Source organism: Actinomadura flavalba DSM 45200 (assembly GCF_000374305.1).
GTDB lineage: Bacteria > Actinomycetota > Actinomycetes > Streptosporangiales > Streptosporangiaceae > Spirillospora > Spirillospora flavalba.
The window spans coordinates 260,101-281,892 of the sequence record NZ_KB894095.1 but is presented as its reverse complement, the minus strand read 5'-3'; the positions used below and the strand labels follow the sequence as shown (position 1 = coordinate 281,892).

At 72.8% G+C, this 21,792-nt stretch carries 15 protein-coding genes and 1 pseudogene; 13 read left to right on the top strand and 3 right to left on the bottom strand.

The genetic code is table 11. The features are described 5' to 3' along the window. Window positions 1-216: 216 nt before the first annotated feature. The 4 genes and pseudogenes from C229_RS0114460 to C229_RS34980 all read left to right on the top strand — a co-directional run bounded on the left by C229_RS0114460 (window position 217) and on the right by C229_RS34980 (window position 2,790). Window positions 217-1,341 (top strand): helix-turn-helix domain-containing protein, encoded by a 1,125-nt coding sequence (locus C229_RS0114460; protein ID WP_018655793.1) that lies wholly within the window; start codon window positions 217-219, stop codon window positions 1,339-1,341. A gap of 157 nt (window positions 1,342-1,498) precedes the next feature. Then, the gene (locus C229_RS0114455; protein WP_033424356.1) at window positions 1,499-1,687 is read left to right on the top strand and encodes a hypothetical protein; all 189 of its coding nucleotides are present in this window, start codon (window positions 1,499-1,501) and stop codon (window positions 1,685-1,687) included. Between the two features lie 57 nt (window positions 1,688-1,744). Then, window positions 1,745-2,599: pseudogene (gene hemC, locus C229_RS35380) on the top strand (hydroxymethylbilane synthase). Further along, window positions 2,560-2,790: a hypothetical protein gene (locus C229_RS34980; RefSeq protein ID WP_205624484.1), complete on the top strand. Its 231-nt coding sequence runs from the start codon at window positions 2,560-2,562 to the stop codon at window positions 2,788-2,790. Before hemC ends, C229_RS34980 begins: the two are co-directional and overlap by 40 nt. A gap of 79 nt (window positions 2,791-2,869) precedes the next feature. On the opposite strand, the gene C229_RS0114445 is transcribed toward C229_RS34980, so the two are convergent. Continuing rightward, a complete protein-coding gene (locus tag C229_RS0114445; protein ID WP_018655789.1) occupies window positions 2,870-3,691 on the bottom strand; it encodes an alpha/beta fold hydrolase in 822 nt (273 codons plus the stop codon). 532 nt (window positions 3,692-4,223) lie between these two features. On the opposite strand from C229_RS0114445, the gene C229_RS0114440 reads away from it, so the two are divergent. The 8 genes from C229_RS0114440 to C229_RS0114400 all read left to right on the top strand — a co-directional run bounded on the left by C229_RS0114440 (window position 4,224) and on the right by C229_RS0114400 (window position 18,137). Further along, entirely contained in the window at window positions 4,224-5,267 is a 1,044-nt protein-coding gene (locus tag C229_RS0114440) for a conjugal transfer protein (RefSeq protein WP_155884837.1), read from the top strand. A gap of 60 nt (window positions 5,268-5,327) precedes the next feature. Continuing rightward, window positions 5,328-5,612 carry a hypothetical protein gene (locus tag C229_RS0114435; RefSeq protein WP_018655787.1) on the top strand — a complete coding sequence of 95 codons (285 nt, stop codon included), beginning with the start codon at window positions 5,328-5,330 and terminating at the stop codon, window positions 5,610-5,612. A 72-nt stretch (window positions 5,613-5,684) separates the two neighbouring features. Beyond that, a complete protein-coding gene (locus C229_RS33625) occupies window positions 5,685-10,805 on the top strand; it encodes a TcpE family conjugal transfer membrane protein (RefSeq protein WP_081639878.1) in 5,121 nt (1,706 codons plus the stop codon). 130 nt (window positions 10,806-10,935) lie between these two features. Further along, window positions 10,936-13,437: an ATP-binding protein gene (locus C229_RS0114420; protein ID WP_018655784.1), complete on the top strand. Its 2,502-nt coding sequence runs from the start codon at window positions 10,936-10,938 to the stop codon at window positions 13,435-13,437. Continuing rightward, window positions 13,434-15,908, top strand: coding sequence for a type IV secretion system protein (locus C229_RS35780; protein ID WP_081639877.1), 2,475 nt, complete (start codon window positions 13,434-13,436; stop codon window positions 15,906-15,908). The genes C229_RS0114420 and C229_RS35780 overlap by 4 nt, the downstream gene beginning before the upstream one ends. Next, on the top strand, window positions 15,908-16,543 hold the full coding sequence (locus C229_RS0114410) for a hypothetical protein (protein ID WP_018655783.1): 636 nt from the start codon (window positions 15,908-15,910) through the stop codon (window positions 16,541-16,543). Before C229_RS35780 ends, C229_RS0114410 begins: the two co-directional genes overlap by 1 nt. Then, window positions 16,540-17,586, top strand: a complete 1,047-nt coding sequence (locus C229_RS0114405) for a C40 family peptidase (protein WP_018655782.1) — start codon at window positions 16,540-16,542, stop codon at window positions 17,584-17,586. The genes C229_RS0114410 and C229_RS0114405 overlap by 4 nt, the downstream gene beginning before the upstream one ends. 167 nt (window positions 17,587-17,753) lie before the next feature. Then, a complete protein-coding gene (locus tag C229_RS0114400; RefSeq protein ID WP_018655781.1) occupies window positions 17,754-18,137 on the top strand; it encodes a (deoxy)nucleoside triphosphate pyrophosphohydrolase in 384 nt (127 codons plus the stop codon). 53 nt (window positions 18,138-18,190) lie between these two features. Here the strand turns inward: C229_RS0114400 and C229_RS0114395 are convergent, their stop codons facing one another. Continuing rightward, window positions 18,191-18,613 carry a hypothetical protein gene (locus C229_RS0114395; protein WP_018655780.1) on the bottom strand — a complete coding sequence of 141 codons (423 nt, stop codon included), beginning with the start codon at window positions 18,611-18,613 and terminating at the stop codon, window positions 18,191-18,193. Window positions 18,614-18,728: 115 nt separating this feature from the next. After that, window positions 18,729-19,724 carry a C40 family peptidase gene (locus C229_RS0114390; RefSeq protein ID WP_018655779.1) on the bottom strand — a complete coding sequence of 332 codons (996 nt, stop codon included), beginning with the start codon at window positions 19,722-19,724 and terminating at the stop codon, window positions 18,729-18,731. Between the two features lie 180 nt (window positions 19,725-19,904). Here C229_RS0114390 and typA point away from each other — a divergent pair, with 180 nt between their 5' ends. Beyond that, window positions 19,905-21,758 (top strand): translational GTPase TypA, encoded by a 1,854-nt coding sequence (gene typA, locus C229_RS0114385; protein ID WP_018655778.1) that lies wholly within the window; start codon window positions 19,905-19,907, stop codon window positions 21,756-21,758. Window positions 21,759-21,792 lie beyond the last annotated feature (34 nt).

Genomic DNA, 21,792 nt, shown 5'->3' with positions numbered 1-21,792 from the left:
GCACTTATCGGCTCACGTCTGCAGGCGCAAACAAGCTGGTCAGTCGCCTAACGGCCCGGATGCTTTTCGGAGTGTTCCGGGCCGTTTCGGGCTGTTCCGGGCCCCCGTGGTGACCTGGTGCGGACTCCCGAACGGTCGATCGGGCACAGGTCGTCAGGGATCCGGCTACTGCCGTGGCCACCCCGATGGCCACTACCCAGGGGCCAGAATGAGGGCATGGCACTCGGACCGCTGATCCGTGATCTCCGTACGTCTCTGGGGTACTCACAAAGTCGGTTGGCCGACGTACTGTGCGAGTCGTCCAGCCGGGCGACCGTGACGCGTGAGGACGTGTCCCGGCGGGAGAGCGGGAAGCGTACGCCGGGGCCGTTCTGGCTTCGCCACCTGGCATCGGCCCTCGAAGTGCCGTTGGAAGTTCTAGAGGGCGCCAAGTTGCAGAGACGCCAGTTCCTGACGAACGCCGCCGCTACGGCGATAGCTCCCATCGTTGCTTCTGACCTGCTCCGTTCAGGTTTCTCCGCCGCCCTCGCGACGGATGCTCCTTCCCTTGAGTACTGGAAGGACAAGCTGGTCATCTATGGGAGGGACTACATGTCCCTGGGTGCCGCCGAGATCCAAAAGCGCCTGTCTCATGACCTCCTCGTGCTTCAGCAGCAGTTGGAGACGCCGGGCGCGTGGGGAATAGCGGCCAAACTCATGACTCTGTACGGGAAGACGTTTCCGGGCTCTGACGGGGCCAAAGCCGCCAACTGGTACCGCCTGGCGGCACAGGCCGCCGATCGTTCACGCGACCTTGATGCCCGTGTGTGGGTCCGAGGCAGGGCCGCTATCGCCCTGGGTTATGAGGGGGCCTCTCTGGGGCTGGCCGACGCCTTCGCGGACCAGGCGATGGACATCGACGACAGGCCGTCCTTGGGACGGCTGAACGCCGTCATGGGCAAGGCCCACGCGGCAGCCATCCGGGGGAACGACGAACAGGCTTGGCGGCTGGCGCGGGAGGGTCGAAGGATCTTCGACTCCGTGGGCTCCGAGGATCAGACATCGGATTATGCCGTTCCCTTCTGGAGAATGAACGTCTTCTTGTCTCTTCTCGCTGCTCGCCTCGGCAATGAGAATGAGGCCATGCGGGCACAGGACGCCGCGCTCGGGGAGCTGCCCGAAAGTCTGCCGCGATTCAAGACGCACCTTGAGATGCATCGTGGTCTGATGCTGGCGCGATCGGGCGATGAAACCGGCGGGGTGGCTTATGCCCGATCTGCGCTGGATCGCCTTCCGCCAGAGAAGCACTCACTGACCCTCCGTCTTCTGATGGAGGAGGTCCGATCGGGAAATGGCCACTAGCAAGGCCACTGTGTCCGGATGATCCCGCTCCTACCGTCGTCGCTATGAATTTCGACGGACCGAGCCGCGCGAGGGGGTTCGCGGCCGGGGCCTTGTTCGGTCTGGCGGTAGGGCCGGACCTGGTCGCGTGGGGTCGGCGCTTCCTTCGGAGGTTGTGGTGAGCGTCCACGCGCCGCCGACGTCGGCCGACCTGGCGCGAGCGCTGGAGATGGCCAGGGCCGCCTGCCACGAGGCGATGGGCCGGGCCGGGATGCTGCGCGGCAAGGTCGACGAGGTCCATACCTACGCCGAGACGTTGCTTTCTTCTCTGGATCAGGAGGACGACGCCGACGGCGTCGGTTCCTGAGTCGTGATCTCCTCCGGGCGGGTGGCCGGTCAGCCACTGAAGTTCCCGCGTGGTCCGATGATCGACCGGATCGCGCCCGCCCGGAGGGCTGTAACGACCCCGGACCGTTCTGGGGCACGGGGAAGCCGAGGCGGTCCGGGTACCACGCATGACCACACGAAGGGCGTTGAGGTGAACGACGGTCAGTCGTTGAACGGCTCGGCTAAGGTCTCGGCCGTGGCGGAACTCGTGCCGAGTCTGAATGCGGAGATCGAAACCGGCTTCTCCTGGTCGGGCGGGGGCGGCGTTCTCCGTTTGGGTACCCGCACGTCACCGCTGGCGATCGTGCAGGCCCGGTATGTGGCCTCGCGTCTGGAGGAGCTGGCGGACCTGCGGGTCGAGGTCGTGGGTATCCAGACTTCGGGGGACCTGCACAAGGGTGACCTGTCGGAGTAGGGCGGCAAGGGTGCGTTCATGCGGGAGATCGACCGCGCGTTGCTCACCGGCCGTGTGGACGTGGCCGTCCACTGCCTCAAGGACGTTCCCGGTGGCGTGCCCCGGCCGAAGGGGCTGGCGTTCGCCGCGTACCTGGATCGTGAGGACACCGCCGACGTCATGCTGTTCCCGATGGCCTCGCCCGTCCAGGCGATGGCCGATCTGCCGCCCGGCGCACGGGTGGGCACCTCGGCGGTGCGGCGGCGGGCGCAGCTCCAGCAGATCCGGCCCGATCTGCGCGTGACCTACTTGCGCGGCAACGTCAACTCCCGGCTCGGGCGGCTGGACGCCGGGGAGGAGTTCGACGCGATCGTCCTGGCCCGCGTCAGTCTCACCCGCCTGGGTCTGGACCGGCCCGGCGAAGCGCTCGACATCAGTGCGTCACCGCCGAACGCACGATGCTTCACGCCCTGCGTGGCCACTGCAACAGTCCTATAGCCGGGCACGCCCGCTTCGAACGCGACGGGCAGCTCAGCCTGCGCGGCATGGTCTTCACCCGCGACGGCTCCCAGTTCGCCCACTCCCACGAATGGTCCGCGCCCGGCAAGGGCGCCGACCTCGGCGCCTACGTCGCCGGAGACCTCCTCCGCAAAGGCGCCCGCGACCTCATCGACGGCATCCCCCACTAAGCCGGTGCCGCGATTCCGATGGTCTCTGGCCAGACGAGCCGGGAACGAGCAGAACAGTCGAGTGGCCGGTGGGTACGGCCTAGGCCGTGTGGAAGTCCGCGGTCAGCAGAGCCAGTAGCTGGGCCGGTGCGTCTTCCTGGAGGAGGTGGCCGGCGTCTTCGATCCAGTGCAGTTCGGCGTGTGGGATGCGCTCGTGCAGCCATTCGGCGTACTCGGGCGGGAGGATGCGGTCCTCGCGGCCCCAGGCGATTCGCACTGGAAGCGTCAGATCGCTCAGCAGGTGCTCGTACGCGGCAGTGTCCGTCTGCCTGATCTGGCGGTATTGGCGGTAGAAGGCGGCCTGCCCCGCGCTGCCCCGCCAAGGTGCGAGGTGGGCGTCGAGGACGCCCGGCCGGAAGCCGGTGTACGTGGCGTGTCGTAAGTGGGCGGCGACCAGCGCTTCGTGCGCGTAGCCGGGGAGGCTCTCGAAGACCTCCGTGTGCTCCAGGAAGAGCCGGAAGAGTCCGCGCTCCCACGCGCCCCCGCTCACCGCGTCGAACAGGGTCAGGTCCCGGTAGGTCCTCTTCTCCAGCAGCAGGGTCCGCAGCGCGACCGCCCCGCCGATGTCGTGGGCGACGACGCTGGGACGCGACAGGCCCCAGTGATCGAGGAGCCGGGCGAAGTTTCGCGCGTGCGCCGCCAGGGTGAGGTCCTGGCCCTCGCGCCGGTCCGACCGGCCGAAGCCGAGGTGGTCGAACACGTAGACCTGACGGGTGCGGGCCAGCGCCGGGGCGATGTCCCGCCAGAGGAAGGAGGAATACGGTGTGCCGTGCACCAGCACGACCGGGTCACCGCCGCCGAGGGTCCTCCACCGCACCGCTCCCTCGGATGTCTCGAACTCCTCGTCGAGTGTCCAGTCCATCACCGGTCTCCTCCCGCCCCGTGACACATGACCTGTGCTGGGAACATGCCCGCCACCTCGTCGGATATAGGCCGCCGCCGCGTCGGTGTGACGAGCGCACCGCGCTGCCTTCGTCCCGAGACGTACGAACATGATCTTGGGCGGGCCTGTCGAACTCCCGACCACTGCCGTTTATGTCGCTTTATGTCCGGGTGGCGCATTTCACGGAGGTGATCTCCGGTGCGGACCGTCAGGCTGTGGGTAACCGCCCTGGTGCTCCGGGGTGCTCGTGTGGGGCGTGGTCGGGCGCGTTGTTCGGCGGTGGGGGTAGGGGATCGTCACCGTTTGGAAATCTGCGCTGGTCAGGGTGGTGTTGAATACGTTATCCACAACCGCGCGGCGGGGCTGTGCTTTGGTCCGATGCGCTGGAACAATTGGCGCTCGTGGTTAGTCTGGCCCGAGATGGGTCGGACGAACCGTTCCAACCCGCAGACAGGCAGACACAGGTACCCAAGACGCGCGGAGCCGGAGGCGAGGCGCGAGCGGAGGCAGGATGGCTCGCAGGTCGGCCGTGCGCAGCGGCCGGGAGACCGCCGACGTCGAGGAGGCGCAGGCGCCAGGCCGCGACGCGGCCTTCGACGCCGACCCCTGGGAGCCGCCGCGCGCCGGACGCAAGGGACGCCGGCCGGGCGACGACGACGGTGGTGGCGGCGGCGTCCAGGGCGGGCGCTACCGCGGCTCCGGTGGACGCTGGTGGGTCTGGGTCGGGCGCGCCATCCTCTGGGCGCTCATCATCGTCATCCTCGTCAACGGCATCCGTGCTCCTTTCGAGCGCTTCACCGCGTCCGAGGAGCCCGGCGGCACCGGCGGCGCCCCCGCGTCCGGGCGTCCCGGCGGGTACCCCGTCAGCGCGGCGGGCGCCTTCGCGCTCCAGTTCGCCGACGTCTACTTCAACTACGACCAGGCGTCCGCGCCCGCCCGCGAGGCGCGGCTGCGCGCCTTCCTGCCCGAGGGCGCCGACGCGCAGTTCGGATGGAACGGCGTCGGCAAGCTCGCCGTGCAGTCCGTCCAGGTCGCCGGAGTCGAGCCGCACGGCGGCGGCAACGCCACCGTCATGCTGCTGGCCCGCAGCGACGACCGCTGGCTCCGGCTCGCCGTCCCGGTCTTCGAGCGCGGCGGGTCCTTCGTCGTCGCCGGGCGGCCCGCGCTGCTGCCGCCGCCCGCCAAGGCGGCCCTGCCGCAGCGCGGCGTCGCCGACCGCGACGGCGCCCTCGAAGGCGAGCTGACCCCCGTCCTCGGCACGTTCTTCAAGGCGTACGGCGAAGGCGACGCGGCCTCGCTCGCGCGCTTCTCGGCGGGCTCGCCGATCACCGGGCTCAACCGCACCGTGAACCTCGTCCAGGTCCGCAGCGTCATCGCGCCGCGCGGCTCGGACGACGCCCGGGTCGTCACCTCGACCGTGGCCTGGCAGATTCCCTCGGCCGGGTCCGGGACGGGCGGCGAACTGGAGCAGGAGTACCGGCTCTCGCTCACCAAGAAGGGCGGAACCTGGTACGTCAAGGACATCCGGGGCATCACCGAGCCGAGCACACCATGATCCCACCCACCCGGGGACGCGTCCCCCACACCCCCGGCGACCCAGAAAGGTAGGCAGTCGATGCTGCATCACATCATGGCGTCGATTCCCCATGAGGTTCTGGCGACGCCGAACGACGACCTGCGCACCGACCAGCTCGCGGACTGGCTCCGCTCGATCTTCGGCCCGCTCTTCCTCGTCATCGTCTCGATCGTCGCGATCTTCTTCCTCTTCACCCGAGAGATCACCCGCTTCGTCCAGTTCATCCTGCTGGCGATCGGCATCGGCGTGGTCTTCTACGTGCCGAACATCATCGAGACCACGGCCCGCGCCATCGCCAAGGCCCTGGGGGTAGATCTGAGCTGACCTGGTTCGACGGTCCCGGGGCGGGGCCGGCAAGGGCGACACCGCGCGGCGCGCGGTAAAGGGGAGCACGGCGTGGACCTGCCCACGTACACGAACATCTGGCGCATCGAGAAGCGGCTCTACAAGCTCTACGACCTGCGGCTTCCGATGCCGTTGCCGCTCGTGCAGATCGGCGTCTTCGTCGGCGTGTTCGTGCCGTGGATCGTGCTGCTGACCCTCGTCGGCATCCCGTTCAAGTCGCCCTGGCACGTGCTGTACATCGTGCCGCCCGGCGTGCTGACGTGGCTCGCGACCCGGCCCGTCATCGAGGGCAAGCGGCTCACCGAACTGCTGCTGTCGCACGGGCGCTACCTGTCCGAGCCCCGCACCTGGTGCCGCCTCACCCCGATCCGCGAGCCGCGCGAGGTCGTCGTCGTGGCCCTCGTCTGGCGCCGTCCCGAGGCGCCCGCGCGCTCGACGGCCCCCGAACGCGCGGCCGTCAAGGAACGCCGCCGCGCGCGCCGCCGCACCCGCGCCCTCACCCCGGAGACCGCCCCCGCAACGCTCGCCGCCCTTGAGCCGACGCCTTCCGTCGCATCGGCGCCCCGTCCCCTGGCGGATGTCGCGGCCGACCGCGCTCTGGCCGGTGACCTCGGCTTCGAGGCCGGTTCGGGCGGCCGTGACGTGGTGACCGGCGCGGGATCGGCGTCGTCCGCCAGAGGGGTGGACTCCGGGAACGGGCCGTCTTTCGCTGATGAGCCGGAGGCACGGACGTTCGCGCACGGCGGGCGTTCGGTTGACGTCAGGGCGTCTGGTCCGGGGCTCGCTGACGGCACGGCCGGAACCGGTTCGCGGACGTTCGCCGCCGGTTCGGCGGACGCGAGTCGGCGTGGCGCGGCCGAGGTGCGGGTCGGTGACGGCGCGTCCGAAGCCGGTTCGCGGACGTTCGCCGCCGGGGCGTCGGGCGAAGGTCGGCGTGCGGTGTTCGAGCAGGCGTCGGGGGCGGTCGGCCCGGGCGAGCCCGCGCGCGTGGGGGAAGCGCCCGGCAAGGGCGAGGCCGCCTTTACTGAAGGGACGGGCGCCGGAGCGGGCGAGCCGTCCGGCGCGAGGTCGCGCCGGGGCGGACGCGTTCCGGCGGCCCGGCCGTGGCGCCGCGCGTCCCGCGACATCTCCCACGAGGACGACGCTCCCATCGAGGTCGAGCGCCCGCCGGCCACCCCCGCCCTGGAGGTGGCCCCGGTCCGCGAGCGCGCCGTCGAGGGTGCCGCGCCGTCCACCCCGCCGCGCCCCGGCTCCGGCAAGCGCGCCTTCGCCTCGGGCGTGCGCCGCCCTGGCGGGCACCCGGAGTTCTGGAAGGCCGTCCCGGCGCCTCACGAGACGCCTGCGGCGGAACGGCCCGCCGACCCGCAGGCGCACGGCCCGTCCCACCCGGACCAGCTCCGAGCCGCCGCGACGTCGAGCCCCGACGAGCACGCGGCATCACCCGGCCATGCGGAGAAGACGGCGGAGACCGAGTCCGTCGGCCGTGGTGCTGGCGCTTCGGACGGGCCGCAGAAGACGCCGGAAGAGGGGCCCGTCTCCGAGAGCACCGCCGCCGCGGAGTCCGTCGGCCACGCGCCTGGCGCTCCGGACCAGGCGGCCGAGTCCGCGGCGTCCGTCCGCGCGAGCGCCATGTCCTCGGCGCCCGGCGACCGCGAGCCCAGTACGGCGGATCGCGAGGCGGAGGCGCCCAGCGGCACGCTCGAGCGGCCGAAGGCCACCCGGGAGGGCGGCGAGGACGCGACCACCGCGCCGACGTCGGCCGCAGGCCGGGGTAAGACGGCGTCCGCTGAGACGGCGGGCGCCGACCGGCGCGAGGAGGGCGCTACCGCGCCGAGGCAGCGTGACGAGCCGGACGGCCCGGAGGCGCCGGATGCTGGGGCGGCTGAGCGCGCTGTGGCACGCCCGGCGCCCGCCAAGGCACCGGAGACGCAGGACGCCGGAGCGCCCGGTGCGGGTGCGCCTGCGGCAGGCGACGAGCCGGAGGCTCGGGCCGCCGGGTCGAGTGGTGCCGCTGAGCCGGAGGGTTCCGAGGCGCGAGAGCCCACGGGGTCTGAAGCCGAGAGCGGCGCAGGCGCGCCGCAGGGTGTGACGTCTTCCGGCGCCGAGAGCGGCACCGGCGGGCCCTCGGCGGACGCGCCGCGTGAGGGGAACGAGGAGGCGGACGGACGGGGTCGTGCGCCGTGGGTGCGTCCCGCGCCCGCCACCCGGCCGGACGTTCCGGTGCAGCGGGCGGGCGTCGAGGACGGCGGGCCCGCCTTCAACGGAGAGCCCGGGGACGTGATCGTCGCGGGCCGCCGGGTGCCCGGCTCGGGCCGTCGGCTGCCGCCCGCGACGCGGCCGGACATTCCGCGCGTCGTACGCCCTCCGCAGCCGACCCGACCGGACATCCCGCAGATCCCAGGCGCTTTCGGAGCCGGTGGCGCACACCCCATGCCCGCCCAGAAGGGCCCGTACCCCGCGACCCCACCCCCCGGCCCCCCTCCGGCGCGCACCGGCCACGACGCGGCCAGGCCCCCGCGCCGAAACGAGGACCAAGACGCCGGTATCTCGGCCACGAGCCGGGAGCCACAGGGCGCCACGCCGGTCGGCGAACAGGCAGGCCGGCAGGACGGCGCACACGATCAGCGCCACGGCGCCGAGCGAGAGGACTCCGCACGGCGCCCCGCCACTCCCGGCGAAGCCCCCACGAACACGGAGCGACCCCCCGGGACGGGCGGGCCGCAGGGTCGCGGTGAGGACGCCGCACGGTCCCGCGAGCCCGGCCGCGACGAAGGCGTGGGACGGGGAAGCGCCGGGGCAGGTGGGCCGCAGGTTCGCGGTGAGGGCGTCGCGCGGTCTCACCAGTCCGGCCTGGACGAGGGCGCGGCGAGCGGAAGCGGCGTGGCGGGCGGGCCGCAGGGTCGCAGTCAGGACGTCGCGCGTTCTCACGAGCCCGGTCAGAACGAGGGCGCGGGGCAGGGAAGCGGCGTGGCGGGCGGGCCGCAGGGTCGTGGTGAGGGCGTTGCGCGGTCTCGCGAGGCTGGGCGGGACGAGGGTGTGGGGCAGGGGAGTGATGTGGTGGGCGGCCGTCCGGGTGGTCTGCCGCTCACCTGGCGGCAGGCCGGGCGGGGGAACGGGCCTACCGGGGCGCCGCGCCCGTGGTCCGAGGAACTGGCCCATCCGCGGCGGGACGACGACGCGCGTGTGTGGCCACCGTCCGGGACGGGTGGGCCGGACCGTGGCACGCGGGGGCGGTCGGACGCGCCGCTGTGGCGAGACCGGAGTGAGACGGGCACCGGCGGACGTTCCGGACGTGCTGGCGAATCCCCGTGGAGCGACGCCGCCGCCCACGGCCCGTCCGGAGGCGCGACGCCCGCCGGGGCTCCCGAGGACGCACCCGTCGGCTGGCCCGCGCCCCAGGCATGGGCCGGTCACGGCGACGACTCCGCGTCCGGCGCGGACAGCCCCGGTCACCTCGCGACAGGCTGGCCCACCGCCGACGAGACGGACCAGAACGAGGGGGCCACGTCCGGCCGCGCGACGCCCGGCCAGGCACCCCCGGACCACGCACGGCCCGGCCGCGTAGACCCGGCCCAGACGGCCCCGGGCCACGCAGCGCCCGGCCACGCTGCGCCGGGCCACGCCGGGCCGGGTCATGCAGCGCCGGGTCATGCAGGTTCGGGCCACGCCGGGCCGGGTCATGCAGCGCCGGGTCATGCAGGTTCGGGCCACGCCGGGCCGGGTCATGCAGCGCCCGGTCACGCGGGTCCGGGCCACGTCGCCCCCGGCCACGCCGGGCCGGGTCACGCCGGACCGGATCACGCCGGGCCGGGTCACGCCGGGCCGGGTCACGCCGGGCCAGGTCACGCCGGACCAAATCACGCCGGGCCGGGTCACGCAGCTCCGGGCCACGCGGCTCCGGGCCACGACGTGCCCGGTCGCGAGGCGCCTGGGCGCGGAGTGCCGGGGCAGGCGGCCCGCGGGTCGGTGGCGCCGGGGCATGTGGTTCCCGGGCAAGCCGTGCCGGGGCAGGACGCGCGCGGGCGGGCGGGCGGCGGGTACGCGCTGCCCGGGGAGGGGACGGCCGGAGCGGACGGTCCCGGATACGCGCTGCCCGGACAGGGCCGCACCGGGCAGGAGGCGCACGGGTACGCGCTGCCGGGCCACGACGGCGCGGACGTCCCGGACGCCGACGAGGTGCCGCCGCGCGAGGGCCGGTCGGGACCGGCGTCGCCGGTGCGGGCGCGGCCGTTGCCGCCGCCGCCGGAGCCGCCGCCGTCCGAGCCGGCGATCACGCCGCCGGGCCCCGAGCACGAGGTCACCGCCGGCGGGCTGCGCAGGCTCATGCAGGCCGTGGGCGGCGGGCACGGGCAGTCCGACGCCGAGTACGAGGTGCGCATCCAGCAGCCGTTCCAGGGCACCCGGCACATCGTCGTGCTGGGCTGCACCGGCGGCGCCGGGCAGACCGTCACGTCGCTGATGCTCGGCCACACGTTCGCGCAGCACAACGGCGAGCCCGTCGTCGCCGTGGACGTCAACCCGGGCCCCGGCGCGCTGGCCCGCCGCACCCGCAGCGAGACCAACGAGACGCTGACGAGCCTCATCACCCACGCCGACCAGGTCGGCAGCCTCACCGCGATGCGCCGCTACACCTCGCAGGCCAGATCCGGCCTGGACGTCATCGCGTCCGGCAAGAACCCGTTGCAGGCCCTCGACGACCGCGACTACGCCGTCGCCATGCGCACCATCGACCGGTTCTATTCGGTCACGCTGCTGGACGCGGCGGCGGCCGTCGTCGCCCGCGTCCTGCCGTACGCCGACCAGGTCGTGCTCGTCGCCCCGGCCAGCGCCGACGCGCCGCGCGCCGTCGCGATGACGTTCGAGTGGCTCGACGGCCACGGCTACGCCGAACTGCGCTCGCGCGCCGTCACGGTGATCAACGGGGTGAGCCGCCGCAGCATGGACGACGTCGAACACGCCGAAGCGGTGGCGCGCGGGAGGTGCCGCGCCCTCGTCCGCATCCCGTGGGACGATCATCTGAGCATGGACCGCGCGCCGCGCAACGAACTGAAGTCGTTGCGCGCACCGACCCGCCGTGCCTATCTTGCCCTCGCCGGTGTGGTCGCCGGTGGGTTCAGCGTCGTGCCCGAGCGTTACCAGGAGCTGCATCAGGAGCAGGAGGCCAGCCGATGAGCGCCCCCACACGCCCGTCGCGCCACGTGCGCGGCGGCCCCCCGGACGGGATACGGCGCGCGAGGTTCGCGTCGCGTCCCGGGCAGGGGAATGTGGCGCCCGTGGACACCCACCCCGCCGGGACGACCCGGTGAGCCGGGCGTCCAAAGCCCGGTCGAGCCGCCTCGCGGTCCGCTACTTCGACGACCGGGTCCTGCTCACCGACACGACCGCCTGGGCGTACTTCCGCCTGCCGACCGTGTCCTACGAGTTCACGACGGGCGAGGAACGCGAGGCCCTCGCCACCAACATCACGATCGCGCTCGCGGGCATCCGCATGCAGGACGCCGAGGTGCACCTGCGCATCGCGCACCGCACCTACCCGGCCGCCGACTGGGCGCTCGCGCTGGACCGCACGTCCGACGGCGGGGCGGGCTGGCGCGAGTACCTGGAGGAGACCTACGCCCACGTGTGGGCCAAGGACTTCTGGACCAAGGAGGTCTACCTCGGCGTCCGGCTGGGTCCGCGCGGTGTCGGCGCGCAGCTCGGCAACGGCGTGCTGGCGCAGCTCCTCGGGTCGTACAAGCGGAGCGAGAGCGTCCTCGGCATCGACGACGACGCGATCGACAAGCGCGAGATCGCCCGCTGGACCGACCAGGCCGAACGCGTCGGCCGGGCGCTCGGCGGCTCGGCGCTGTACGCGCGGCACGCGGGGTCCGGCGAGGTCGCGTGGCTGTTCCAGCACGCGGTGACGGCGTCGCTCGCGGACCCGCCGCCGTCGGCGGTGCCGCGCCGCACCTGGGGCAAGGGGGAGATCGAGTCGCTGGTCGAGGGCGCGATCCACAACGGGCGGTCCTACCTGCGGGTCGAGCAGCCGAACTTCTCCGGCAACGGCGGCGGCGCCACGGCCCAGTCGTACGTGGCGTACCTGTCGTTCGCGCGCTTCCCGGACACGATGCCGTTCCCCGACGGCGAGCCGTGGTTCCACTACGCGGACGCGCTGCCGTTCCCGGTGGAGATCTCGTCGCGGATGAAGCTGATCCCGCCGGCGAAGGCGTCCAAGGACGTGCAGCGCAGGCTGGCGCACGCCCGCGACATGGACCAGCACATCCGGGAGGCGGGCGCGGAGGCGCCGATCGCGCTGGCCGAGCAGATCGACGCGGCCCGGATGCTGGAGCACGGCATCACCAAGGAGCGGCTGCCGTTCGTGTACGGGTGGCACCGGCTGATCGTCGCGGCCCCCACCGAGGACCTGCTGGCGCAGCGGGTCGACGCGGTCGTCGAGCACTACCGCGACATCGGCATCGACGTGGTCAACTCCACCGGCGACCAGTTCTCGCTGTTCTGCGAGTCGCTGCCGGGCGACCGCATCCGGCTGAACGCGTACGCGCAGCGGCAGCCGCTGCGCACGATCGCGGGCGGGATGCCGGTCGCGACCGTCGACCTCGGTGACCGTCCCGACCAGGAGGCCGAGGGCTGGGTCGGCCCGTACGTGGGGGAGACGCTGGGCCGGGCCCGGTCGATCGTCCACTTCGACCCGCTCGTCGCGGCGGCGCGCAACCGCCCCACGGCCGTCGCGATCACCGGTGAGCCGGGCGGCGGCAAGACGACGCTGGCGCTGCTGCTGCTCTACCAGATGGCGCTGCGGGGCGTGACGATCGCCGCGATCGACCCCAAGGGCGACGCCGAGGCGCTGGTCGAACTGCTCCAGGCGCGGGGCCGCAAGGCGCGCATCATGCCGCTGGGCGCGGCGGCGCCGGGCCTGCTCGACCCGTTCTCGTTCGGTGACGACCTCGCCGAGATGAAGACGATGGCGACCGAGACGCTGCGGCTGCTGCTGCCGCGGATGTCGGAGGAGCGCGAGTCCGCGATGATCCAGGCGGTCGGCGCGGTCGCCAACGCCGAGCGGCCGTCGCTGGGCAAGGTCGTCGACCATCTGGAGGCCGCGGGGGACGCGGCGTCCAAGAACCTCGGCGCGGTGCTGCGGTCGATGTCGGAGATGCGGCTGGCGCGGCTGTGCTTCGACCCGTCCGGCGGCGAGCGCATCGACACGGCGGGCTGGACGACGGTCTTCACGCTCGGCGGCCTGACCCTGCCGGACGTCACGATCTCCCGCGAGGACTACTCCTACGAGCAGCGCCTGTCGGTGGCGCTGATGTACCTGGTGTCCCAGTTCGCGCGGCGGCTGATGCACGGGCTCGACCGCCGCATGCCGAAGGCCATCTTCCTGGACGAGGCGTGGGCCATCACCTCGACACCCGAGGGCGCCAAACTGGTGCCGGAAGTGTCGCGGATGGGGCGTTCTCGCAACACTGCGTTGATCCTGGTCTCACAGAACGCCGGAGACCTCTTGAATGAACAGGTGACCAACTGCCTGTCTTCGGTGTTCTCCTTCCGCTCCTCCGAGCGGGTGGAGGTCGGCAACGTGATGTCTCTGCTGGGGGTGGAGGCGTCCGACGAGCACAAGGCCGTGCTGCGCAACCTCGGGAACGGCGAGTGCGTGTTCCGCGACCTGGACGGCCGGGCGGGCCGGATCGGCGTGGACCTCATCTCGCAGGACCTCCAGCGCTGGCTCGACACCAACCCGACCCGGTCCCGGCCGGGCGCGGGCGATCTGACCACGGCGGGGGCCGAACCCGAGGAGGTCCGATGACCCGGCCCCGCCCCGCGTCGCACGGCGCGGTGCTGAGCCGCGCGCGCCGTGCGGCCCGCGCGCTGGCCCCGCCGGACGGCCGTCCGCGCCTCCAGCGGAGCCCGTCCGACGGGCTGGACCGCCGCAAGGTCACCGCGACGCGGCGTGTCGCCAAGCCCCGCAGGCGCGGTCGCCGGACGGGCGTCGCGCTCCTCTTCACGATGGTGCTGGCGTTGTTCACGGGCGTCCTGTCGCCGATGGCGGCGGCCGGCCCGTTCGGCAGCGACCCCTGCGCGCCCGCCGACAGCCCGGCCCCCGAGCAGTACGGCTCCGGTACCGACGGCCTCATCAAGCCCCCGGACTACCCGAACGAGAAGCTGCGCAAGACCGCCCCCGAAGATCTCACCTACTACGATCGCTACGGCACCGCCGGGCAGTCGTGGTACGCGGTCGACATGGGCTGCGCGGACGCGATGGCGATGATGGGCAACGCCCTCGCGAACACCACGTTCACGCTCGTCCGCGCGATCGACCGCACGACGATCAGCGTCTACCAGGCGGCGGCGTCGGAGTCGCTGCTCGGCTGGCTGAAGAGCACGGTGGACGGCGTCATCAGCGGCGTCGGCGAGACGTTCAACGCCCGCTACTGGTCGTGGGTCGTGATCCTCGGCGCGATGTGGCTGGCGTGGTGGGGCCTGGTCCGCAAACGGGCCAGCAAGGTCACCGAGGGCGTCGTGTGGATGGTCGTGGCGATGGTCGCGCTGATCTGGCTGGTGGCGCGGCCCGCCGACTTCACCACGCTCGGCACGAAGGTGTCGGAGGCGACGAGCGCGGCGTTCAACGCGGCGTTGCCGCAGAGCGACGCCAAGGGCAGCACGTGCATTCCGCCGCCGGAGGGCCAGCGTCCGCCGGGCGCCGCCGCGCAGCAGGTGGACGCGACCACCCGCAACGCCAACGGCTTGTGGGTCGCGCTGGTGTGCAAGCCGTGGCTGATGGGGCAGTTCGGCACGACCGACCCCAACGCCAAGATCGTCAAGGACAACGCGGACAAGCTGCTGTGGTCGCAGGCGGTGGACCTCCCGGAGACCTACGGCGGCCAGCGCGTCGACCTGGCGAAGAAGGCCGACGCGTACAAGGAGGTCGCGGCCAACGTCAAGCAGGAGCACGCGGGCGTCTACCCGCTGTTCCAGGGCAAGAGCTGGACGAACCGGCTGGCGGTGGCCTTCGGCGGCCTGTTCGCGGCGCTGGTGGCGGGGCTGCTGATCCTCGTGATCGCGATCGCGCTGATCATCGTGAAGATCGCGTTCCTGCTGCTGCTGGTGGCGGGGCCGATCTTCCTCGGGATCGGCATCCATCCGGGCATCGGGCGGGTGATCGCGATCCGGTGGCTGGAGCTGCTGCTGTCGATGCTGCTGAAACAGGCGGCGCTGATCGGTGTGCTGTCGCTGCTGCTGTGGGCGTACGGGCTGATCCTCGGCGAGACGCTGCCGTGGGGCCTGCAGATTCTGCTGATCGCGCTGGTGACGGGTGCGGCGTTCGTGTACCGCAAGCCGTTCCAGCACCTGTTCTCGGCGGTCGGGTACTCGGCGGTCGGGGCGCGGGACAAGAGCGAGGCGCAGCTCGACAAGTCCGTCCTGGAGGCCCGCAAGAACACGGCGGGGCTCGCGACGGCGGTGGTGCCGGGCGCGGCCGGGTACCGGCTCGCGCGGGCCGGGCAGACGGGCGACGGCACGGACGCGACGACCGCGGGCACCGGCACCGACCGGCGCGCGGGCGTGGCGGCGGCGGGCACCGGCGACGGGCAGTCGCCGGACGCGGCGCCCGTCCTGGCGGCCAAGCCGAAGGCGGGCGCGGCCACCGGGCCGGGCCGGTCCCGGCGCGGAGCGCCGCCGCTCAACCTGCCGTCCCGTGCGGCGGGCGGCGGCGGAGCCGACGCGGCCGCCGGTGACGCGGCGGCCCGGACGGGCGGCGCGGGCGGTCTCGCGGGCGTCGTGGCCGGACGGTCCGGCGGCGCGGGCCGCTCGGGGACCGGCTCGGGCGGTTCCGGGTCCGGTGGCGGCTCGGGGTCGGGCGGTGGTTCGGGCTCCGGCGGTAAGAACGGTTCGAGCGGTTCCGGCGGCGGCACGCCGCGTCCCATGTCATGGGGCCGGGGCGGCGGCTCGTCCGGTAAGGGCTCGTCCGGTGGTTCGTCGGGCAAGGGCTCGTCCGGCGGCTCGGCGCCCTCGCGGGGCGGCGGCTCGTCGCGCAAGGGCGGCGGTTCGGCCCCCTCGCGCGGCGGCGGCGGTTCCGGGTCCGGCGGTGGGAACGCGCCGGTGCCGCAGGCGCGCGGCGGCGCGACCGGCGGCTCCGGTGCCGGGCCGGGCGGACGGACCGCGCCCCCGCCGCTGTGGAGCGGCCGGGGCGGCGGCGGTGCCGGGCAGGGCGGCAGCCCGCCGATCCCGTTCTGGCTGCGGCCGGTCGACCCTCCGGGTGAGGGCGGGCGCGAGTCCTGATGAATCCGACCGACCGGCAGCGCAAGCTCCTGTTCGCGGGGCTGGTGGTGGCCCTGGCCGGCATCGGCGTCTACCTGACGATCGGGCCCCCCGCCCCCGGCGAGGACGACGCGTCCCCGCGCCCCTCGGTGTCGGCGGGCCCGCCGGGCCCGGCGTCGCCGCCGCCCGGCATCGCCGGGTCGGTGGGCACGGGCTCGTTCGACATCTACCGGCTGCTGCCGTTCTCGCAGCGTGAGTTCGCCTCGGCCGCCGCGCTCGCGCAGAACTTCATCGCCGCGTACAGCACGCACCGGTTCGACGAGGAACCGGCGGCCTACATGGCGCGGCTGAACGGGTTCGTCACCGCCGACCTGCGCGGCGAACTGCAACGCGCGTCGGCGACACCGGGCCTGCTGGAGAAGCGCCGGGAGGACCGCGAGGTCGCGCAGGGCGGCGCCACCCTCGACCGGGTCCGCGACGTCGAGGACAACTCGATCATCTTCCTCGTCACCGCCAAGCAGCAGATCACCCGCGCGCGCGGCGCCAGTCAGGGCAGCGAGCAGTACGTGGTGACGGTCGCCCGCGACGGCGGCTCGCTCAAGGTGTACGCGTTCGAGCCGTCGGACGTCGGCCAGCCCGGCGGTGACCCGGGATGACGCGCCGCAACGTGCTGCTCGCCGCCGCGCTCGGCGCCGTGGCGCTGCTGTTCGCCGCGCTGCTGTTCGTCCCGGTGCTGTTCGGCGCGAGCCAGTTCCTGTTCGGTGGCGGCGGCGCGGGCGGCGACAACGCGCGCTGCGTGGACGTGTCGCGCGCCGGTGCCCAGCCGGGGGAGGCGAGCAGCGCCCGCGCGATCCCGGCGGACTTCCTGGCGCTGTACAAGAAGGCCGGCGGCGACTTCGGCATCCCGTGGAACGTGCTGGCGGGCATCGGCAAGGTCGAGACGGGCCACGGCACGTCGCAGTTGCCGGGCGTCTCGTCGGGGGAGAACTACGCGGGCGCGGGCGGCCCGATGCAGTTCCTCCAGGCGACGTTCGACGCGTTCGCGGTGGACGGGAACAAGGACGGCAAGAAGTCCCGGTACGACCCGGCGGACGCCATCCCGTCCGCCGCCCGCTACCTCAAGCACAACGGGGCGCCCGAGCGCACCCGCACGGCGCTGTTCATGTACAACCACTCGTGGGACTACGTGAACCTCGTCCTGGACTGGGCGAAGAAGTACGCGGCGGGGGAGTTCACCCCGGTGCAGACCAAGGGCGTCGAGTGCGAGGACAACGAGCTGCCCGTGGAGGCGGGCGGCGTCGTGCAGCGCATCATCGCGTTCGCGATGGCGCAGCGCGGCAAGCGCTACATCTTCGGCGCCAACGGCCCGGACGCCTGGGACTGCTCCAGCCTGCTCCAGGCCGCCTACCGGACGGTCGGGCTGAACCTGCCGCGCACGACGTTCCAGCAGTGGCCGTTCGGGGTGAAGATCCCCAAGGGCGAGGAGCAGCCGGGCGATCTGGTGTTCTTCAACACCGGCCCGGGAACGTCGCTGAACAATCCGGGGCACGTCGGCATGGTGATCGGCAACGGCAAGATGGTCGTGGCGAGCTGCTCGACGTGCGTGCCGAACATCGGCGTGAAGTCGTACAAGACGTCCAAGTGGATCGGGACGACCCGTCCGCTGGCCCGCGACGACTTCAAGCGCAAGATCTCGTAGCACCCGGAGAACCGCTCGCGGCGGCGTACCACGCTGGCGACCTGGAGGCCATCGTCCGCGCGGCCCGCCGCCCGGGCCTGACGGGACCTCGTCCACGGGGCGTGCTCCTCGGTCCGGTCGGTACGGCGTGCCGGGGGTCCGGCATGATGGGCGCGGAGGAAGGGCGGGTGAGGGCGATCATCGTGGTGGGTGCGGCGATCATCGAGGACGGGCGGCTGCTGGCGGCGCAGCGGGCCGAGCCGGCGGAGCTGGCCGGGGGATGGGAGTTCCCGGGCGGGAAGGTCGATCCGGGGGAGAGCGACGAGGCGGCGCTCGTGCGGGAGTGCGCCGAGGAGCTCGGGGTCGAGGTCGAGCTGGGGGTGCGGATCGGCGGCGACTGGCCGCTGGCGATGAGCGGCGTGCTGCGCGTGTGGACGGCGCGCGTGCTGGACGGCGAGCCGCAGGCGCTGGAGCATCGGGCGCTGCGCTGGCTGACCGCCGGCGAGCTGTACGACGTGGACTGGCTGCCCGGCGACCTTCCGCTCGTCCCGGAGATCGCCGCCTACCTGTGAGAACGCGCGGAAGGCCCCGACCCACCCGGGTCGGGGCCTTCCACATGCACGGGTCAGCGCGTGCCGAGGGCCGTCGGGGCCAGGGCGACGAAGAGGGCCTGGGGCTGGGTGAGGCCGTCGTCGAGCTGGGCGCGCAGCGCGTTCTGCTGCGGAAGCTGGATCGGGAGGAGCTTGAGGAGGTCGAGCAGCTTGGCGCTGATCGCCTGGAGCTGCGCGGGCGTCAGGGCGAGGACGTTGGTGAGCAGGCTGCTGAGCGCCGAGTAGTCGCCCGCCAGGAGCTTCTGCACGTCCGCCTGGATGTTCGCCGGGAACGCGGCGAGCACGAGCTTGATCAGCTCTTCCTGGCCCGGCAGCGACGGCTCGGCGGCGAGCGCGGCGGGGCGCTCGGCGGCGTGCGCGGGCGTGATCGTGGCGGCGACCGGCAGGAGCGCCGTCGCGGCGGTCGCCGCGGCGAGAGCGGTCTTGCGGAACTTCACGGCAACTCCTTGGGGCGGGAGGGAACGCCGGGCCGACGTTCGCGATCTGCGCCGGGAGAGTACCGGCGCGGATCTTCGCACGGTCCGAAATGGCCGCTACTGGCCAGTACGGGTGTTACGAGATGCGGTTCGCGCCCGCGTAGTCCGACCGGTCCGACAGCTTGGAGATCTTGACGACGTCGCCGGTGCGCGGCGCGTGCAGGTACAGCCCGTTGCTGAGGTAGATCCCCATGTGGTGCAGGCTGCCGCCGAAGTAGACGAGGTCGCCCGAGCGCAGCGAGCCCCGGCCGACCTTCTCACCGAGCGCGTACAGCGACCCGGTGTAGTGCGGCAGGCCCTTCTTGCCGACCTGCGCGTACGCCCAGACGACCAGGCCCGAGCAGTCGAAGGAGTTCGGCCCGGCCGCCGCCCACACGTACGGGCTGCCCATCTTCGCCATGGCCTTGCGCGTCATCTTCGCGGGCAGGCCGGTGCCGCGCACCGTCGCCGTCAGCCCCGAGCCCGGGTCCTTGACCTTGGTCGTGGAGACCTTGTCGAGCTGCTTCTGCACGTCGGCCACCTTGGCCTTGGCGGCGGCGCGCGCCTTCGCGGAGCCGTCGGCGGCGCGCTGCACCTGCGCAGTGCGCGCGTCGGCGGCGCGCTTGGCGGCGTTGGCCTTGTCGATCTCGGCCTGCGCGACCGCGACGGTCCGCGCCTGCTGGTGCGCCAGGTAGGCGTTCTCGGTCAGGCCCTCCCGGCCCCCGGCGCCGAACAGGGTGTCCGGGCCGCCGCCCATGTAGTTCGCGGCGGCGAGCCCGGCCAGCCGCTCGCGGGCGGGCGCGGCCTGCGCCTCCAGGAGGGCGGCGTGCTCGGCGGCGGCGCGCTGCGCCTTGCGCGCGGCGTCCAGGTCGACGCGGGTCTTGTTGTACTTCTCCGTGGCGATCTCGGCCTCGGTGTGCAGCTTGTCCAGCCGCTTCTCCAGCTCGCTCGCGCTGGGCGTCGGCTCGGCCGCCGCCGGACGGGCGCCCGGGACGACGCCGGGAACGGCGACGCCGAGCGCGACGAGCGCCGCCAGGGTCAGCGCGGGCGCGGTGCGGCGCCGGGACGGGGTGGTGGAAGCGGTCGAGGGCAAGCCTGCTCCTTCTCCTGACTGGACCCGAGGGAGCGTACAAAGAGACGGCAAAATGGCCAAACGCAGGGTTCGGGAACGGGTGTGACGCAGCAGGCGACGGGGTAAGGCGCTCGGCCAAGTAGACTGGGGCTGCCGCGTGTCTGCGGTCATCCTGATCTCTCACACCCAAGGCGAGCCCGCATGCCCTTCTCCACGCGTGACGACCTGCGTAACGTCGCCATCGTCGCCCACGTCGACCACGGCAAGACGACGCTGGTCGACGCCATGCTCTGGCAGTCCGGCGCGTTCCGCGACAACCAGGACGTGGACGACCGCGTCATGGACTCCGATGACCTTGAGCGCGAGAAGGGCATCACGATCCTGGCCAAGAACACGGCCGTCCGCCACAACGGGATGACGATCAACATCATCGACACCCCGGGCCACGCCGACTTCGGCGGCGAGGTCGAGCGCGGCCTGTCCATGGTCGACGGCGTCGTCCTGCTGGTGGACGCCAGCGAGGGCCCGCTGCCGCAGACGCGGTTCGTGCTCCGCAAGGCCCTGGAGGCCAAGCTGCCGGTGATCCTGGTCGTCAACAAGACCGACCGGCCGGACGCCCGCATCGACGAGGTCGTCGACGAGACCTACGAGCTGTTCATGGACCTCGACGCCGCCGAGGACCAGATCGAGTTCCCGATCGTCTACGCCTCGGGCCGCGCCGGCCGCGCGTCGCTGGCCAAGCCCGGCGACGGCCAGATGCCCGACTCCGAAGACCTGGAGCCGCTGTTCCAGGTCATCACCGAGACGATCCCGGCGCCTGCGTTCGACCCCGACGCGCCGCTCCAGGCGCACGTCACCAACCTGGACGCCTCCAGCTACCTCGGCCGGATCGCGCTGTGCCGCGTGCACGCGGGCACGATCAAGAAGGGCCAGCAGGTCGCCTGGTGCCGCCAGGACGGCAGCGTCGAGAAGGTCAAGATCACCGAGTTGCTGATGACCGAGGCGCTCACCCGCAAGCCCGCCGACGAGGCGGGCCCCGGCGACATCATCGCCATCGCGGGCATCGGCGACATCATGATCGGCGACACCATCGCCGACCCGGACGACCCGCGCCCGCTGCCGCTCATCACGGTGGACGAGCCCGCCATCTCGATGACGATCGGCACCAACACCGGCCCGATGGCCGGCCGTGAGAAGGGCACCAAGGTCACGGCCCGCATGGTCAAGGACCGGATCGACCGCGAGCTGATCGGCAACGTGTCGATCAAGGTGCTGCCGACCGAGCGTCCCGACGCCTGGGAGGTGCAGGGCCGCGGCGAGCTGGCGCTGGCCATCCTGGTCGAGAACATGCGCCGCGAGGGCTACGAACTGACGGTCGGCAAGCCGCAGGTCGTCGCCCGCGAGATCGACGGCAAGAAGCACGAGCCCGTCGAGCGGCTGACCGTCGACATCCCCGAGGAGCACCTGGGCGCCGTCACGCAGCTCATGGCCGTCCGCAAGGGCCGCATGGAGCAGATGACGAACCACGGCACCGGCTGGATCCGGATGGAGTTCCTGGTCCCGGCGCGCGGCCTCATCGGCTTCCGCACCGAGTTCATGACCGAGACGCGCGGCACCGGCATGGCGCACCACGTCTTCGAGCGGTACGAGCCCTGGTTCGGCGAGCTGCGCATGCGGGCCGCGGGCTCGCTCGTCGCGGACCGCCCCGGCGCCGCCACCGCCTACGCGATCACGAACCTCCAGGAGCGCGGCACGTTCTTCGTGGGCCCGACCACCGAGGTGTACGAGGGCATGATCGTCGGCGTGAACTCCCGCGCCGACGACATGGACGTCAACATCACCAAGGAGAAGAAGCTCACGAACATGCGGTCGTCCACCGGCGACGAGCTGGAGCGGCTGACCCCGCCGAAGATCCTCTCGCTGGAGGAGGCGCTGGAGTTCTGCCGCGAGGACGAGTGCGTCGAGGTCACCCCGGCGGCCGTCCGCATCCGCAAGGTCGTCCTGGACTCCAAGGAGCGCGAGCGCACCCGCGCCCGCTCCAAGCGGGCCGGCTAGCACGCACGACGAAGGGGCCGTCCCGATCGGGACG

Excerpts from the sequence above, each read along its gene's own strand:
- C229_RS0114445 (WP_018655789.1), bottom strand. The coding sequence starts at position 3,691 with ATGGACTGGACACTCGACGAGGAGTTCGAGACATCCGAGGGAGCGGTG.
- C229_RS0114460 (WP_018655793.1), top strand. The coding sequence starts at position 217 with ATGGCACTCGGACCGCTGATCCGTGATCTCCGTACGTCTCTGGGGTAC.
- C229_RS0114440 (WP_155884837.1), top strand. The coding sequence starts at position 4,224 with ATGGCTCGCAGGTCGGCCGTGCGCAGCGGCCGGGAGACCGCCGACGTC.
- typA (WP_018655778.1), top strand. The coding sequence starts at position 19,905 with ATGCCCTTCTCCACGCGTGACGACCTGCGTAACGTCGCCATCGTCGCC.
- C229_RS34980 (WP_205624484.1), top strand. The coding sequence starts at position 2,560 with ATGCTTCACGCCCTGCGTGGCCACTGCAACAGTCCTATAGCCGGGCAC.
- C229_RS0114410 (WP_018655783.1), top strand. The coding sequence starts at position 15,908 with ATGAATCCGACCGACCGGCAGCGCAAGCTCCTGTTCGCGGGGCTGGTG.
- C229_RS35780 (WP_081639877.1), top strand. The coding sequence starts at position 13,434 with ATGACCCGGCCCCGCCCCGCGTCGCACGGCGCGGTGCTGAGCCGCGCG.
- C229_RS0114405 (WP_018655782.1), top strand. The coding sequence starts at position 16,540 with ATGACGCGCCGCAACGTGCTGCTCGCCGCCGCGCTCGGCGCCGTGGCG.
- C229_RS0114435 (WP_018655787.1), top strand. The coding sequence starts at position 5,328 with ATGCTGCATCACATCATGGCGTCGATTCCCCATGAGGTTCTGGCGACG.